A 14,534-nucleotide genomic window follows, 5' to 3' on the forward strand; every position below is an offset into this window, starting at 1 on the left:
CCCATCTCTACTGATAGCTACGGAACCAACCCAGTCGGAATGACCACTCAGGGTGCGAATTTCTCTGCCTGTTGCCACATTCCACAGTTTGATAGTCTTGTCTCGACTACCACTAGCCAGTATTTGCCCATCGCTACTGATAGCTACGGAATTCACCGAGTCGGAATGATCACCCAGGGTGCGAAGAAGTTGACCTGTAGTTGATGAAAACAAGTGAATAACTTTTCCTGCCAAACTTGCTAAGATATCTCCCTTGGGGCTAAGGGCTTTTTTCCCAGAAATACCTGGGATGATGTGGACGCATTCCCAAGATGGGCGTGTATTGGGACGAGATATTACTGGTTGTGTTGGCGGTATGGGACTTGCACCCAACAAATCCAACCACTCCTGCACAGACTGGGGACGAAACTTATAATTTAACGCCATCCCCTTCATAATTGCCTCATTCACCTTGTCGCTAACACTGCCATTCAACTCCTTGGGTGCTTGTAGCGTAAAATTTTGCAGCCTAGCTGGTGCTGGCATAGGCAATTGTCCAGTCACTAAAGAATATAATGTAGCTGCGAAGGCGTAAACATCAATATATTCTCCCCGTTGTTCGACGGGTGCATATTGTTCTGGTGGCGCGTAACCATGAGTAACACTCTCTGTATGCTGTAAAGCTGCACCGGAAATAAATTGTCTCGCAAGCCCAAAGTCAATTAGCACCGCTTCTGGTTTACCAGCACGCATCATAATATTACTCGGCTTCAAATCCCGATGCAGCAAGCCTTTCTCATGAACCAATATCAAAGCTTCGCCAATTTGCCGAATATATTGCAGTGCTTCCCCTTCCGGTAACGCCCCTTTGTTGGTGATTCGCTTCCCCAAATCTTCGCCTTCGATGTACTCCATCGCCATACAGGGAAAATTACCTTCATTAAAGACATTTTCTACCTGCACAATATGAGGATGACGACATAAAGCCAGTCGCAAAGCTTCATCCCGGAAGTCATGCCGTAATTTATCTTGATGTGGTATCCAGTCAGGATGATTGAGGATTTGTTCTCTGAGGGTTTTGATGACTCGCAATTCACCGCGTCGATTTTTCGCAAGATAGGTAATACCAACTCCACCTTCGCCCAATTTTCTCTCGATTATGTAGCGACTACCAAATAACTCCTGCCCTGGATTCCACGCCATTGGTCAAAACCGTAGTTTTACTGATATTTTATTTTTGCACATCATAAATATCAGTTTTTGGCATCTTTACTCAACTTTGCTCATAGGCTGTTAAGAATTCGTCCCGTGAGATACCTACTTGACTGCAAATTGCTCTTAACGTCCCTGATTTAATTTGAGATTGGTTAGGCATTACTAATGGTGTCTGCGAGCCATCTTCATTTTCTCGGATCATGACAATATGTTCACGTTCCCGAACAATGCGAAATCTCAAAAACTCAAATGCTTTGATAACTCTCTTCTTTGGAGCATCAACAGGAAACTTCGGTATTAAATAGCCACCTCTGCTTCTGTCAGAAAAGCCTCAATTATTGGTGAGTCATCTCCAAGCATTTCTTTGCCAAATATTTCAATGTAGCAGCGAATAGCTGACTTGATATCGGCTAAGGCTTCTTCATAGGTGTCACCTTGACCAACGATCGCCCCTTTTATACCCAGAGGGTAGGCAACATAACCGTTAGAATGTTTTTCTACAATAATTTTGATTTGTTTCATCGCTAAGGCTTTGGCAAGCGAGATTTTAGACGATTTTGATGGAGCGTACAATAAGCAGTATATTCAATCGTAATCAATTTATGGCGATCGCATTTTTAGATTACTATGTTCCTAATTTGCAACGACTTCTTTTCCGAAGCTCAACTTTATGCAATGCTGATAGAGCCTACAATAAGCAGTGTATTCAATTGTAATAAACTTATGGTGATCGCAGTAGCTAAACCCTCATCCTGGCTAGAGAATGGAATTCGACTTGAAAAAGTTAGTAATATTAATCTATTTAAAATTACAGATGAATTGTCAGATCGGATGCAAGAACTTGTTGATAAGAAAACAGCTAATTCTCAAACACCAGAAGAAGAGGCTGAACTGGAAGCAATTGGAGAATTAGTGATAATTGTTACCTACATCAATGGGATGATTGCTAATGAAGCGCAAGAATCCAACGAGACAGAAAACAGGGACATGGGAATAGACAGAAATTAATCCAATAATCCTATCTGATTTGTGAAAATTTGCACTGTTCAGCTCCCCGACTTTTTTAAAAAGTCGGGGAGCTAATTAGGTTTTATTGCATCAAAATTTGCCGGATTAAAATACTCATTACCTCATCTGGGTTGCCGGTTGGTACCAGTGGACTCCAATCTCCTACGCTGGCGTAGCCAATTACCTGCAAATAGTGAATTGTACTGGTAACGGCTTTGGTTGAACCAATCAATATATGCTTAATCGGTTCTCTCTTGGGAAATGGCTGTTCAGTTGATTGTTTGACAGTAGGTGTATCTAAATATTCACCTAAGAACTGCTCTAACTTTGACTGGGCGGAATCTTCTTCTTGTGCCATGATTGTATTTATCTCCTGATAAGGGGGCCGATAAGGGCGATCGCATTCATCTTTTGCCGGATTGAGCGATCGCCTTTATCATGGTTTCATTTTAATGTATAAAATTATACTTGTTAACTATTAATTCAAAAATTTCTATCAATAATTCCGAAATTTTAATGTCAATAAATTAGGTCTAATTCGAGTTATTTAAGATTTTATTGCTATAAAAAAATGCTAGATTTAGCAAATTTTTAACTAAACCTAGCAATCCTAAATTATTTACAAGAAGTCTAATCTTTAGGTTCAATTCCCGCCGCCCGCAATTGTGCTGCTAGTCGTTGGGCGCGTTGTTGTTCTTGTTCGGCGCGTTGTCGTTCTTGTTCAGCACGTTGTCGTTCTTGTTCGGCGCGTTGGCGTTCCTGTTCGGCTAACTCAGAACCCCAAGGTAAAAGGTTTCCTTGTTGATCCCACCACCGTAACCAATTTCCTGGGCGATTTTCACGAGTACCTTGCCACACCCCAAGGTAAAGATTCATTTCTGCTATCCAGTAGAGTTGATTTTCATCAGGCCCTTGCAAAATGTATTGTTCTGTATTCTGCAAGCGATACATCTCGAAACTGCCGCTATCTGGCTCAAAGATAATATAGTTTGGTACTTTTAAGATGCGCTCGTAGAAAAACCATTTTCCTGGGGGATATGTTGCTTTGATAGAATATTCTGTTTCCTGTGTATCGGAAATAAATTCCATCACAATTACGGGAATATCACCCTGTAATTGAGGTGTGTAACTGCGTATTACTTCTTCTCTACTAACATTAATTTTGGCAATGAAAGCCCAATCAGGAGCTTTAATGACCATTTTGTTGTTTAAAGTGGCACAAATACCGTAATTAGTTGTTGTTAGGGCGTTAGCTGAAATTTTTCCGGCTAATTGTAGGCTTTCTGTAAGTGCAGCAGCTAAGGCTGGTTGGTTGATGTTATCCACTGGATCATCTGGCAGTTTGTAATCATCGGGTAGTTTTTCCCAAGTGATTTGGTAGTCTTGGGTGAGGGCTGTCATGATCGGTTTTCCTTTAGGATTGGGCATTGGGGAGCCAGCGCTGTGGGCGGGTTTCCCGACTTGAGGCGACTGGCGTCATTGGGCATTGGGAAAGAGAAGGCAGGGGTGCACAGGGGCAGAGGGGGAGAGGGGAAAAACTTACTGCAACTTCTTCCCTGCTCCCTCATTTCCCTCATCTTCCTAGTCCCCAATAGTTACTCATCTTCATCAGGTTCTAAATCGTCGGCTGTCAATTCTTGATGCGGGATGGCGGCAATAATCGCATCTATTACTTTGGCAACGGGTAAAATCTCGATATCAAGATCGGGGAATTTTTGTCCTTTAGGGACGATCGCTCTTTTAAATCCCAATTTAGCTGCTTCTTTCAACCTTAGTTCCATTTGGGAAACCGATCGCACTTGTCCACCTAACCCAACTTCACCAATTAATACTGTGCCGGGATCAACGATGCGATCGCGGAAACTAGCTACAATTGCGATCGCAATTCCCAAATCTACTGCCGGTTCTTCCACATTCAAGCCACCCGCAGAAGCAACGTAGGAATCTAACTTGGACATAGGAATTCCCACCCGTTTTTCTAAGACGGCAAGAATTTGCACTAAGCGGTTGTAGTCTACGCCAGTTCCAGCACGCCGAGGGGAAGGGTAGCTGGTAGGACTCACTAAAGCCTGCAATTCTACAACGATCGGGCGAGTGCCTTCACAAGCCACGACAATGGCAGTACCTGGTGCGGGATCGTCACGGTTGCCTAAAAATAGCTCTGAGGGGTTGGAGACTTCTCGCAATCCATCTGTCACCATTTCAAAGATACCGATTTCGTGAGTTGCGCCGAAGCGGTTTTTGACTGTCCGTAATAACCGATGCGAGGCAAAGCGATCGCCTTCAAAATACAACACTGTATCGACTAAATGTTCTAAAACTTTAGGCCCAGCGATCGCTCCTTCTTTGGTGACGTGTCCCACAATCAGCATGGTAATATCTTCGTGCTTCGCCACCTTCATCAGTGCTGCGGTACATTCTCGTACCTGAGCCACTGAACCTGGTGCAGAAGTCAGCGCTGGAAAAAACACTGTTTGGATACTATCAATTACCGCCACATTTGGTTTGAGAGAGTCTATTTCCCGTAAAATTTCTTCTAAATCTGTTTCTGGCAGTACATATAAATCTGCACCTATACTGTCAGGGTCTATAGAAATCGTAGTATCTTCTACTACTACTGTTACCTTCTCCTCGTTTACCATACTTAGGGGTTTTGATACTCCCAACCGAGAAGCTCGTAATTTTACCTGCTGTCCTGATTCTTCACCGGTTACGTAAAGGATGCGATATTTCTGTGCTAATTGATTAGATACTTGCAACAATAAAGTCGATTTACCAATCCCTGGATCGCCACCAATCAGCACCATAGAGCCAGGGACAACCCCACCGCCAAGTACTCGATCTAATTCTCCATAACCAGACTCCCAGCGAGCGATTTGGCGATCGGTAATTTGGTTAAATGTTAAGGAGGCTCGCGCTTTAGCTGGTTTAGCGTGAGATTTGCCATTGCTTTGAGTTGATTGCCAACCACTCACTCCCCCCCGACTGGGTACATCTACTGAGGATTGAATCGAAATTTGTTCTTCTAGAGAGTTGTAAGTACCGCAAGCTGGACACTTACCAAACCATTGGGGCGATTCTGCTCCACATTCATTACAAACAAAAAAGGTTTTTGGCTTTGCCATTCTTAAATCTTATTAAATAATCTTAATATTTACTTAATTCTTGAAAAAAACTAAAAACTAATAATATGTGGTATTTAGAGCTTTTTCCAAATCAATTCATGGAATGATATCTTAATATTATGGTATTAAAAATTAATCATGTAAATTTTTAGTCAAGGAGCCTAGAGAAACTTGGAAAGCCATAAAGAAAAAATCTTGGTGGTAGACGACGAAGCCAGCATTCGCCGGATTTTGGAAACACGCCTTTCCATGATTGGCTACGATGTAGTGACCGCTGGCGACGGGGAAGAAGCTTTGGATACTTTTCGCAAAACTGAGCCTGACCTGGTAGTTTTAGATGTAATGATGCCAAAGTTAGACGGCTATGGTGTATGTCAAGAATTACGAAAAGAATCAGATGTCCCCATTATTATGCTAACAGCTTTGGGTGATGTCGCCGATCGCATCACCGGGTTAGAATTGGGTGCTGATGACTATGTAGTTAAACCATTTTCCCCCAAAGAGCTAGAAGCCCGGATTCGCTCGGTGTTGCGGCGAGTAGATAAAAACGGTGCTTCTGGAATTCCCAGTTCTGGGGTAATTCATGTCGCGAATATTAAAATCGATACGAATAAGCGACAAGTCTACAAAGGCGATGAGCGGATTCGATTGACGGGTATGGAGTTCAGCTTGTTAGAGTTGTTAGTCAGTCGCTCTGGAGAAGCTTTTTCTCGTTCGGAAATTTTGCAGGAAGTTTGGGGTTATACACCAGAACGTCATGTGGATACCCGCGTAGTAGATGTGCATATATCGCGTTTGCGGGCAAAATTAGAAGACGATCCTAGCAACCCAGAATTGATTCTCACCGCGCGGGGTACAGGTTATCTTTTCCAGCGGATTATTGAACCAGGGGAAGAGTAAGGAGATGAGGTAGGGGGGCAGGGGAGCAGGGGAGCAGGGGGCAGGGGGGACAAAGGGACAAGGGGGACAAGGGGGAATTATTGAACAAGTCTTTTTCTTATCTCCCCCCTCTTCCTTGTCTACCTTGTCTCTTCTCAATGCCCAATGCCCAATGCCCCATGCCCAATGCCCCATGCCCAATGACAAATGACAAATGACAAATGACAAATGACAAATGACAAATGACAAATGACTAAACCCGATCCTAATCGAGTTTTGCGGCGTCTACCCATTGTTGTAGGTGGTCTAGGCGCTGTACTTTTATTGATTAACCGTTTATTAACACCGGAATTAACCCAATCTCAATCGCGTGGTGATGTAGTGGGCGTGATTTTGAGTGCGGTGTTAATTTTGACAGGTTTAATTTGGCAGCAAGTTCAGCCGCGATCGCCTGATACTGTAGAACTAATAGGAGAAGAAGGTTTTGTACTCGCACCAGATTTACCCGAAGCCGTAAAAACAGAGCTAGCTTGGGCATCTCATTTATTGTTGACTAATACAGTAACGCGATCGCTTGTGGTTTTTTATCAAGGTAAAGTTTTGTTGCGTCGCGGGATTCTGGGTACTAAATCTGAGGTTGTGCCAGGAGTAATCTTAAAACAGGTACTCGAAAAACAAAAGCCGATTTATTTAGTTGCTCTAAAAATATATCCAGGTAGAGTTGAATTTGATTATTTACCAGAAAATACTCAAGGTGTAATTTGTCAACCTATTGGCAACCAAGGTGCGTTAATTTTGGGAGCAAATGCTCCTCGCAGTTACACCAAACAAGATGAAAACTGGATTGCAGGAATTGCTGATAAATTAGCCGTTACTCTTGACTCGACTTTATCCAACTAAGTGACGTAAAAATTTAGCTTGGTCATGTGGGACAATAACTCGTAATTTGTAATTCCTACTCAAATTAACTTGCTTGTATCTATAGTTAATTACGAATTACGAATTATTAAGTCACCAAGAAGTCAGAAAATTCCAACCTTCCTTTTCTTCTGGTGTCTTTGCTTCTTTTTCTTCTGGTTCTTCCGGGATATTTAAATTTGTCTGTTGAATTAAATTATCATAAGCTCCTGAATCAACCCATTTTAATAATTCGCCAGCCCGCATAACTATCCAAGAAAGCCCAGGCTCTGTATAACTTAATATTTTAGTGACTTTATCCACGCTATCAAAGTTATTGGATGCAAATTCACGGGCTTGGATAAGAAAATCTTCAATTACAGCACTAGTCAAGTACTCATCTGGTAAACCCGCAAGTTTCATCAGTGTACTAGTTGCTACGTCAATATCCTGACAAGCAAGCATTGCAGCCCGATCGGCAGTGAATCTAGCCATCATTCGCCAATTATACAAACCTAGTTCCATTCCGCCAGCTACCAAGCCACCGACTCCGAGTGTGGTACTGCTCAACAAATTTTTCAAAGTTGGCATAACAATTGCCATTTGGTGATAAACCATGTGCTGACTTTTGATGCGAGCGACTTCATGTCCGAAAATGTAAAGCAACTCATCTACGCCAAGCCACTCCATTGCATCTAAATTGATACCGACAAGGGGTTTTTCCACGCCAACAATGTAGCTTTGAATGTGACCTGTGCCTCGAAATAGATACAATTCAGGAAGTGGAGCAACATCAAGAATTTGGCAGGTTTCTACAAATGCTTGATGTAATTCGGGAAAATTACGGGGCGAAATTCTGATTTCACTACCAAGACTTTGCAGTCTAAGTAAACGATCAATACCGTATTCGTTAATTTTTTTGAGTAGTAGTGAGACACCAGGCATATTTTGTAAAGAAGCCAAGGCTTTGCGATCGAAGGGGTGTTCGTAGGCTTCCGAACTTAGTCCAGTTAATATTTTTCTCGTCATGGGTTTTGAGCTTTTAAATAGCAGTTTAGAAGCATTAGGCAAACTTGCACTACATTGTACTAGGCATTTTTCGCTATCTTACCCAGATAGAATAAACAGTAGGGGATTACAGATGTGCATTGGTGTCAACTTAACGTGAAAGCCAGCCTAGAACCAGCTTTTAGATATTGTTTCGTTGTCTCGTTTCTAGTCTCCGACTGGGAATGCCGTCCTAGAGGCTCTGCCGCCAGGAGCAGCATTTCGCTGGAAACGCGATTTGAAAAGGCTTCTAGCTTAAGTTGACACCAATAACAGATGTGCGCCCCGATGAGAGAATTTGGAAATTTACAATTAATCTATGCAGATTATTTATTGGCTATTAGTTGCTGTAATGGTTGTGGGTATTATTGGTGCTGTAGTTCCAGCCATTCCCGGTAGCAGTTTAATTTTAATTGCAATTATTGTCTGGGGCATCGTTAGTAGTTCTTTTGCAGCTATCAAGATTCCACTAATTGTGACAATTATAGTTTTACTGCTCAGTGTCGGAGTAGATTTTTTAGCTAGCTATGTAGGAGCAAAACAAGCTGGAGCTAGCAAGTGGGGGCAAATTGGCGCAATTGTTGGTTTGGTGGTAGGATTTTTGGGATTATTGCCAACTTTACCTTTTGGGGGGCCACTGTTAGGAATTTTACTAGGCCCGCTTTTGGGAGCAATTATTGGTGAGTACCTTTACCGACGTGAATTTGGGTTAGCGGTTAAAGCAGGTATAGGAATTGTAGTTGGGTCTTTGGTTGGAAATTTGATTCAAGGATTGTTAGCGATCGCCGCAGTTGTAGTTTTTGTTATCACAACCTGGCCACAGGTATATGGCTCTTAGCATTTAAAAAATCTGACAGATTTGAGAACAGAGATAATAGCTAGCAACTAGCTATTTGTTACAAATATTCAAAAAGACTATCTATAGTAAACAAATACAGCGGTTCCTCCCATTTATTCTATGAGAGGAACCGTTTCACTAAATATTTAGTAACTAGAAAGATTATAGATACACTTCATACTCCATTTATCTAAAATAGAGTTTAGCTGCTAAGAGTGTTTTTATATACTATTATAAGTATATTTACGCAAGCAATTTTTCTTGAAGTTGGAGCTATTGCCAATAATTTCAACCCTAGAGAGTAAGAGATATACGAAGCGCAGATATGTAAGAAATTAAAATTTTATGAAGACTATTTGTTAATTGAAGATGTGATGAAGACCACTCAGTAAATATTGCAGGTTCTAAGTCTATGTGATTTTATGGAGATAAGAAATACATCACGCAAGTTTCGCTTTCACTGACAGTATTTTAAATAGATTACTGATAGTAAAGGTCAAGCAATCAATTTCTCTGTTCCAGGTTATTATTAGGACTCTCAAACACTCATGATTAATTTTAAATCTAAATTACTAAACGCTACTTTAGCTGCTAGTTTTGCAATCCCCTTGGCTACTGCTGGGGTGTTTACATCTGCTGGTTCGGCTCAAGCTGTAACCTTGAACGGAAGTATTGGTCTTACTGGTACATCTATCGTTCCTAATGATGGAGTCAATCCAGCTAATACTAGTATTAAATTTGTCGATATTGATGGTATTGATACTGATGGTGATTTTGCCGCCTTCTCACCAAGCCTATCAGGCACAGGTATTACCATTAACACTCTAAATTTAACCAAGATAGCTAATGTATCAAGCACAACAGCTACATATTCTACAGGCGTTTACACCCCGTTCATTAATTTCGGTTCGCGAACCTTGGGTAGTACTACTGCGCTTCTGACCTTTGATCTAGATGATTCTGTAGTTACCAGAACTCGGAAATCGGCTACCAACATTAATGACGTAATATTGGATGGGATTACGGGGAAATTTAATTTCAATGGAAAAACTATTGGGATTGGCAATTTGGGTGCTTCTCTTAATGGAAAAACAAGCGAGTACCACTTAACTCTCGAAGCAGTTAGCGTTCCTGAACCAACCACAATGCTAGGTTTAGGTTTAGTTGGTGCTGGCATGGTTATGTCTCGCCGCCGCAAAAGTGCCATTCAATAGTCCTATCCTAAATATAAAAAAGTTACCTTTAATTGCTAAAAGTAACTCTAATTAATCTATTCGATCTGGCTGGAATGCAAATTCTCCCAACCAGGTCGAATTTTTTATACTGTCAGATAAATCTATATGAATGGTGAATTTTCTTAACCTTATACCAATTCAATTAATGATTGCAACACATTCTTAGGTAAAGACGCGATTCATCGCGTCTCTACAATAGTCTATTTGTCGCATTCTTTTTTCAAATTGGTATTAGATAGACTTAAACTGACTGCAAAGATTGTTTCGCTTCGCTTGCGATCGCATCTACTTCATCATTAGCCAGAGTTTCTAATATAGATTTGGCTTCTGGATTACCCAAACGAGCCAAAGCTTGTACAAGTCTGTAACGAATTTGCCAATCTGGATTGGTAGCATAGGGAGCCAACAGAGGAACTGCTTGTATATCTCCCAAGTCACCCAAAGAACTAATAGCAGCAGTTTGGACTAATTCATTTTCTGATGAAAGTGCCTCTTTGAGTAGTTCAAAGGCTCGTGGATCGCCCAACTCTCCTAATGTAGCAATAATACTGAATTGTATTAGCCATTCCTCGGTTGTGTGATAAAGCTGCTGTAAATCTTCAAAAGCTTCACTTAACTTCAGAGCGCCTAAACAGTCTGCTGCTGCTGCTTGTACATCTACTTCGGAGTCATGAAGCAAGCGATCGCGCAAGATATCCAAGGATAACTGTAAATCTTGGGTTCCAAGTGTATCCATTTGACTCACTGCTGAGTAACGAACACGGGAATTGCGATCGCCAATAGCACTTTGAATTAATTCAAAGCCAACCGCAGGTTCCAATTCGCGGATTTGATTTACAGCACGTAAGCGATCGCCTAAATCCTCAGAACTGAGCAATTGCTTAACAGACTCCGGAGTAATACTCATTTAGTTATCCTTGATTTTCAAATGTATAAAAAAGACAGACGCGATTAATCGCGTCTCTACTTTTGACTAATCTTGACTAGCAGCCATAGCTCGAATAACATCACCACGAGTCAGGATACCAATTACTTGACCTGTAATATCAAGTACTGGCAAGCGGTGAACGCTGCGATCGTGCATGATTGTAGCTGCTTCTTTTAAAGTTTTATCAGGGGAAATAGCGATCGGGTTTTTACTCATCACCTCCCCGACGGTTTGCCCTAAAGCCTTATGCAAATCACGGTCATACGTAGCAGGATTTTTTAAATAGATAACACTATCAAGAAACATAATGTACGCAGGTGGAGTAACACCAGTTTCTTGCCACATCAAATCAGTTTCCGAGATAATGCCTACCAATTTACCGAGATCGTCCACAACAGGTAGTCCGCTGATATGGCGTTCTGCGAGAATTTGGATAGCTTCCTTGAGTGGAGTTTCCTCCCGGACAACAATAGGATCGCGGCTCATCACATCGGCAACGGTTTTAGGCATTTATTTGCTGACACCTTAAATCAAAGTCCCTGCGCCTATTGTAGAAAATTGCGGGACTCAACCTGATGCAATTAATAGATTGTTACGGGATTAGTCATTGGTAGATTGGACATGGTTATTCTCATTGTCCCTTTGTCTCCCCCTGCTCGCTCTGCTTCTTTGCTAGTCCTCAGTCACTTTTAATGCAGCAATAATTTGAGTATTTGCTTTCGGAAAAGTAAAATGCTCCAGTTCTTCCAAAGTTACCCAGCGAATTTCATCGGATTCTAAAGGTTGGGGCATACCTGTAAGATGGCGGCAGTGATGTACTGTGAGGGTAACGCGCAAGTTTGTATAACTGTGGTCAATAGTAATCAGATGCTCTCCCACTTCAATTACTATTCCCAGTTCTTCGGAAATTTCCCGTTGAATACATTCTTGGATGGTTTCACCAGGCTCTATTTTACCACCAGGAAATTCCCACAAACCACCCATCGCTCCTTCTGGACGACGGCGGTCAATCAAAATTTGCTTTTGGTCATTCCAAATTACTGCAACACCAATGATTTTATGGGGTGGGAAAGAACTGGTTTCATTCATAATTGAATGGGGAGTAGAGAGTAGAGAAAGAATTCCTGAATTTTGATTCTTGACTAATAACAAAACTCGGCAGACTACTTGTAACTCTGCCGAGTTTAGATTTATTGCAAAAGTCATTTAGCACTGTTCGTTTATCCACAAATGTGCATTAATCATCTACAAATACACCTCTAATATCGTGTCTGGTTAAAAACTTCTTATTAAGACCGCAAAGGCCTAGAGGAAAGGAATTTTCCGGTATTCTGCATAGATTCAGGAGTTATACCTAACTAGCCTGACATCAATAATTGATTGAATCAACACAAAATTACAGGAGTTCACAGAGAAGCGGAATCAAAAACTCCGCGTTCCTCTGCGTTTAAATTTCAACCTGAATTCGTCACTATTTTGGATATTTTAAAAAACTTAACTGATGTATAATCGTAAATTAGCGGTAAAGATTTCGCAGAGACTTATTTTCAACTCGTATCGCTGTAACTATAACTAGCTATCAGTTCAACACTATTGATTGAATTTCCCAAATTTTACATTTCTAGTCAATTTCGCTGTTGTCGGTATCAGATCCTTGTAAGGCCATTTCAAAATTCATTCTCTGTTCGGCGTTACGTAAGAAATAACCACTAATCATCGCAGAAGCAAGAAGCCTACCTAGATTTTCCCGATTTGTGGTGACAGTAACACCAAAGTGTTCTGAAGGTAGATTACCTAATAGTCCTGTAATATTTCGTTCCATCACCTGAAAGACTTCGGCAGACGTGGGTTTGGATAGCTGGGTAACTGTCTCTGGACTCAAGGATTTAACGTACTGCCATAGTAAATCGTTAGTTTCTGCTTCGCTATTAAAAAATTCTGAGACACGATTGGATGGGTTACTCATTTTTTAGCTCCTTAACTACCACTATTAGCTGCGGTGCTTGTGATTTGAATATTAAATGTTTGTTTTGGATTTGACTTAGTTATTTTGTCTTCCTGTCAACTAATGTAACAGCCTAGCGTAAGAGTGGAAGTAGGTGTAACCGTACCAAAGTCAGCGTATTTTCTCACCAATTGGTCAGTAGTCATTGGTCTTTAGTCCTTTGTTAACAACTAATGACAAATGACTAATGACAAATGACTAACTTGCCAAATATTCATCCATGTTGGCTTTAGACTTGCGAAGTTTGCTTAAGGCTTCCCGTTCAATTTGTCGGACTCGTTCTCTACTGATGTTCAATATTTCACCAATTCTAGCCAGAGTCAGAGCTTGCCCATCAGTTAAGCCAAAACGCAGTGTGATTACTTCCCTCTGTTGTGGCGTGAGATCGCCCATCAAGCGATCTAAGTCATAAGATAGGGAAGATTGCATAACAAACTCTTCGGGAGAAGCGCCTGGATCTTCCAGCATTTCTCCAAGTTCGGTGTCGTAGTTATCACCCAGCCGCAAATCCAAGGAAAGAGGCAAACGCGCCTTTTCTAAATACTCTCGCACTTGTTTGGGCGTCAATTCTAATTCTTGAGCTAGCTCCCCAGCCGTAGGAGCGCGTCCCAACTTTTGAGACAATTGGCGCTGTGCCTTTTTAATCTTATTTAATTTTTCGGTGATATGGATCGGCAACCGAATGGTACGAGCTTTTTCGGCTATAGCACGAGTAATAGCTTGCCGAATCCACCAATAGGCATAAGTAGAAAATCTGTACCCTTTGGTGGGGTCAAACTTTTCTACGCCCCGTTGCATACCAATACTACCTTCTTGGATCAAGTCCAGTAAATCGACGTTGCGCTTGATGTATTTTTTGGCAACGGAGACTACCAGCCGCAAATTGGCTTCTACCATCTTGCGCTTGGCAATTTCACCATCTGCGATCGCTTCGTTCAACTCTGCTGGTTCTAGGTTTGTTGCTTTGGCCCACTCTTCTAGAGTCGGTTGATAACCTAGCTGGGTGGCAAGAGATTCCCTTGATTCGTGCAAAGCGCAGGAACGTTGCACTTGTTTACCATAGAAAATCTCTTCCTCGTGGGTTAAAAGTGGCACACGGCCAATCTCACGCAGGTAAGTCCGCACGAGGTCTGTGGCTGTCTGAGCGGTCTTCATGGCGCTACTCTTTGGTAATGATGGGGTTGGCGGTAGGGTCATTAAGGGATAGATGCTTTCTTTAGCTTTCTTTATTTATTAAGGTTCTACCCAGTCAGACTGGGAACCCGTACTATGGTTTGCAACTTACGCGCCTGAGAAAGTCGTCGTCGGCTGCTCATAATAATCAAATTTAGGCTTCTTAACTGCTAAAACTACAGTTATTTTCTATTTTTCACAAGTA

17 protein-coding genes are annotated in these 14,534 nt (G+C 41.6%); 5 read left to right on the plus strand and 12 right to left on the minus strand.

Annotation, left to right across the window (positions count from 1 at the left end; all coding sequences use genetic code 11):
* The 3 genes from RMX89_RS01860 to RMX89_RS01870 form a co-directional block, all read right to left on the minus strand.
* The coding region (locus RMX89_RS01860) for a serine/threonine-protein kinase (RefSeq protein WP_322687714.1) at positions 1 to 1,182 on the minus strand (1,182 nt) is incomplete at its 3' end.
* Between the two features lie 70 nt (positions 1,183 to 1,252).
* Entirely contained in the window at positions 1,253 to 1,492 is a 240-nt protein-coding gene (locus tag RMX89_RS01865; RefSeq protein WP_322687763.1) for a type II toxin-antitoxin system HicA family toxin, read from the minus strand.
* The gene (locus RMX89_RS01870) at positions 1,492 to 1,716 is read right to left on the minus strand and encodes a hypothetical protein (protein WP_322686671.1); all 225 of its coding nucleotides are present in this window, start codon (positions 1,714 to 1,716) and stop codon (positions 1,492 to 1,494) included. Before RMX89_RS01870 ends, RMX89_RS01865 begins: the two co-directional genes overlap by 1 nt.
* A 201-nt stretch (positions 1,717 to 1,917) precedes the next feature.
* Here RMX89_RS01870 and RMX89_RS01875 point away from each other — a divergent pair, with 201 nt between their 5' ends.
* Entirely contained in the window at positions 1,918 to 2,202 is a 285-nt protein-coding gene (locus tag RMX89_RS01875; RefSeq protein ID WP_322686670.1) for a hypothetical protein, read from the plus strand.
* An 82-nt stretch (positions 2,203 to 2,284) separates the two neighbouring features.
* On the opposite strand, the gene RMX89_RS01880 is transcribed toward RMX89_RS01875, so the two are convergent.
* The 3 genes from RMX89_RS01880 to radA form a co-directional block, all read right to left on the minus strand.
* Positions 2,285 to 2,560 (minus strand): hypothetical protein, encoded by a 276-nt coding sequence (locus tag RMX89_RS01880; protein WP_322686669.1) that lies wholly within the window; start codon positions 2,558 to 2,560, stop codon positions 2,285 to 2,287.
* Positions 2,561 to 2,832: 272 nt separating this feature from the next.
* Positions 2,833 to 3,603: a Uma2 family endonuclease gene (locus RMX89_RS01885; RefSeq protein WP_322687715.1), complete on the minus strand. Its 771-nt coding sequence runs from the start codon at positions 3,601 to 3,603 to the stop codon at positions 2,833 to 2,835.
* A gap of 194 nt (positions 3,604 to 3,797) precedes the next feature.
* Entirely contained in the window at positions 3,798 to 5,327 is a 1,530-nt protein-coding gene (gene radA, locus RMX89_RS01890) for a DNA repair protein RadA (protein WP_322669765.1), read from the minus strand.
* Between the two features lie 171 nt (positions 5,328 to 5,498).
* Here radA and rpaB point away from each other — a divergent pair, with 171 nt between their 5' ends.
* Both rpaB and RMX89_RS01900 read left to right on the plus strand, forming a co-directional pair.
* A complete protein-coding gene (rpaB, locus tag RMX89_RS01895) occupies positions 5,499 to 6,227 on the plus strand; it encodes a response regulator transcription factor RpaB (protein ID WP_292866575.1) in 729 nt (242 codons plus the stop codon).
* A gap of 228 nt (positions 6,228 to 6,455) precedes the next feature.
* Complete coding sequence (locus RMX89_RS01900) at positions 6,456 to 7,106, plus strand: cofactor assembly of complex C subunit B (protein ID WP_322669766.1); 651 nt, start codon at positions 6,456 to 6,458, stop codon at positions 7,104 to 7,106.
* Between the two features lie 111 nt (positions 7,107 to 7,217).
* Here the strand turns inward: RMX89_RS01900 and RMX89_RS01905 are convergent, their stop codons facing one another.
* On the minus strand, positions 7,218 to 8,132 hold the full coding sequence (locus tag RMX89_RS01905; protein ID WP_322687716.1) for a M48 family metallopeptidase: 915 nt from the start codon (positions 8,130 to 8,132) through the stop codon (positions 7,218 to 7,220).
* A 337-nt stretch (positions 8,133 to 8,469) separates the two neighbouring features.
* On the opposite strand from RMX89_RS01905, the gene RMX89_RS01910 reads away from it, so the two are divergent.
* Together RMX89_RS01910 and RMX89_RS01915 are read left to right on the plus strand one after the other, a co-directional pair.
* Positions 8,470 to 8,988 (plus strand): DUF456 domain-containing protein, encoded by a 519-nt coding sequence (locus RMX89_RS01910; protein WP_322687717.1) that lies wholly within the window; start codon positions 8,470 to 8,472, stop codon positions 8,986 to 8,988.
* A gap of 548 nt (positions 8,989 to 9,536) precedes the next feature.
* Positions 9,537 to 10,202 carry a PEP-CTERM sorting domain-containing protein gene (locus tag RMX89_RS01915; RefSeq protein WP_322687718.1) on the plus strand — a complete coding sequence of 222 codons (666 nt, stop codon included), beginning with the start codon at positions 9,537 to 9,539 and terminating at the stop codon, positions 10,200 to 10,202.
* Between the two features lie 262 nt (positions 10,203 to 10,464).
* Here RMX89_RS01915 and nblB read toward each other — a convergent pair whose 3' ends face one another.
* The 5 genes from nblB to RMX89_RS01940 form a co-directional block, all read right to left on the minus strand.
* Complete coding sequence (gene nblB, locus RMX89_RS01920) at positions 10,465 to 11,130, minus strand: phycobilisome degradation protein NblB (RefSeq protein ID WP_322687719.1); 666 nt, start codon at positions 11,128 to 11,130, stop codon at positions 10,465 to 10,467.
* Positions 11,131 to 11,196: 66 nt separating this feature from the next.
* The gene (locus tag RMX89_RS01925) at positions 11,197 to 11,661 is read right to left on the minus strand and encodes a CBS domain-containing protein (RefSeq protein WP_322687720.1); all 465 of its coding nucleotides are present in this window, start codon (positions 11,659 to 11,661) and stop codon (positions 11,197 to 11,199) included.
* Between the two features lie 162 nt (positions 11,662 to 11,823).
* Positions 11,824 to 12,240, minus strand: coding sequence for an 8-oxo-dGTP diphosphatase MutT (gene mutT / locus RMX89_RS01930; RefSeq protein WP_322686731.1), 417 nt, complete (start codon positions 12,238 to 12,240; stop codon positions 11,824 to 11,826).
* A gap of 532 nt (positions 12,241 to 12,772) precedes the next feature.
* Positions 12,773 to 13,117 (minus strand): DUF760 domain-containing protein, encoded by a 345-nt coding sequence (locus RMX89_RS01935; RefSeq protein ID WP_322687721.1) that lies wholly within the window; start codon positions 13,115 to 13,117, stop codon positions 12,773 to 12,775.
* 237 nt (positions 13,118 to 13,354) lie between these two features.
* Positions 13,355 to 14,311 carry an RNA polymerase sigma factor, RpoD/SigA family gene (locus RMX89_RS01940; protein ID WP_322686662.1) on the minus strand — a complete coding sequence of 319 codons (957 nt, stop codon included), beginning with the start codon at positions 14,309 to 14,311 and terminating at the stop codon, positions 13,355 to 13,357.
* Positions 14,312 to 14,534 lie beyond the last annotated feature (223 nt).

It is taken from the genome of Nostoc sp. DedSLP04, from assembly GCF_034530775.1.
Lineage (GTDB): Bacteria > Cyanobacteriota > Cyanobacteriia > Cyanobacteriales > Nostocaceae > Nostoc.

What these genes read in the sequence shown, in the direction of transcription:
- RMX89_RS01870 (WP_322686671.1), bottom strand. Translation starts at nt 1,716, where the DNA reads ATGAAACAAATCAAAATTATTGTAGAAAAACATTCTAACGGTTATGTT.
- RMX89_RS01875 (WP_322686670.1), top strand. Translation starts at nt 1,918, where the DNA reads ATGGTGATCGCAGTAGCTAAACCCTCATCCTGGCTAGAGAATGGAATT.
- RMX89_RS01880 (WP_322686669.1), bottom strand. Translation starts at nt 2,560, where the DNA reads ATGGCACAAGAAGAAGATTCCGCCCAGTCAAAGTTAGAGCAGTTCTTA.
- RMX89_RS01885 (WP_322687715.1), bottom strand. Translation starts at nt 3,603, where the DNA reads ATGACAGCCCTCACCCAAGACTACCAAATCACTTGGGAAAAACTACCC.
- radA (WP_322669765.1), bottom strand. Translation starts at nt 5,327, where the DNA reads ATGGCAAAGCCAAAAACCTTTTTTGTTTGTAATGAATGTGGAGCAGAA.
- RMX89_RS01900 (WP_322669766.1), top strand. Translation starts at nt 6,456, where the DNA reads ATGACTAAACCCGATCCTAATCGAGTTTTGCGGCGTCTACCCATTGTT.
- RMX89_RS01905 (WP_322687716.1), bottom strand. Translation starts at nt 8,132, where the DNA reads ATGACGAGAAAAATATTAACTGGACTAAGTTCGGAAGCCTACGAACAC.
- RMX89_RS01910 (WP_322687717.1), top strand. Translation starts at nt 8,470, where the DNA reads ATGCAGATTATTTATTGGCTATTAGTTGCTGTAATGGTTGTGGGTATT.
- RMX89_RS01915 (WP_322687718.1), top strand. Translation starts at nt 9,537, where the DNA reads ATGATTAATTTTAAATCTAAATTACTAAACGCTACTTTAGCTGCTAGT.
- nblB (WP_322687719.1), bottom strand. Translation starts at nt 11,130, where the DNA reads ATGAGTATTACTCCGGAGTCTGTTAAGCAATTGCTCAGTTCTGAGGAT.
- RMX89_RS01925 (WP_322687720.1), bottom strand. Translation starts at nt 11,661, where the DNA reads ATGCCTAAAACCGTTGCCGATGTGATGAGCCGCGATCCTATTGTTGTC.
- mutT (WP_322686731.1), bottom strand. Translation starts at nt 12,240, where the DNA reads ATGAATGAAACCAGTTCTTTCCCACCCCATAAAATCATTGGTGTTGCA.
- RMX89_RS01935 (WP_322687721.1), bottom strand. Translation starts at nt 13,117, where the DNA reads ATGAGTAACCCATCCAATCGTGTCTCAGAATTTTTTAATAGCGAAGCA.
- RMX89_RS01940 (WP_322686662.1), bottom strand. Translation starts at nt 14,311, where the DNA reads ATGAAGACCGCTCAGACAGCCACAGACCTCGTGCGGACTTACCTGCGT.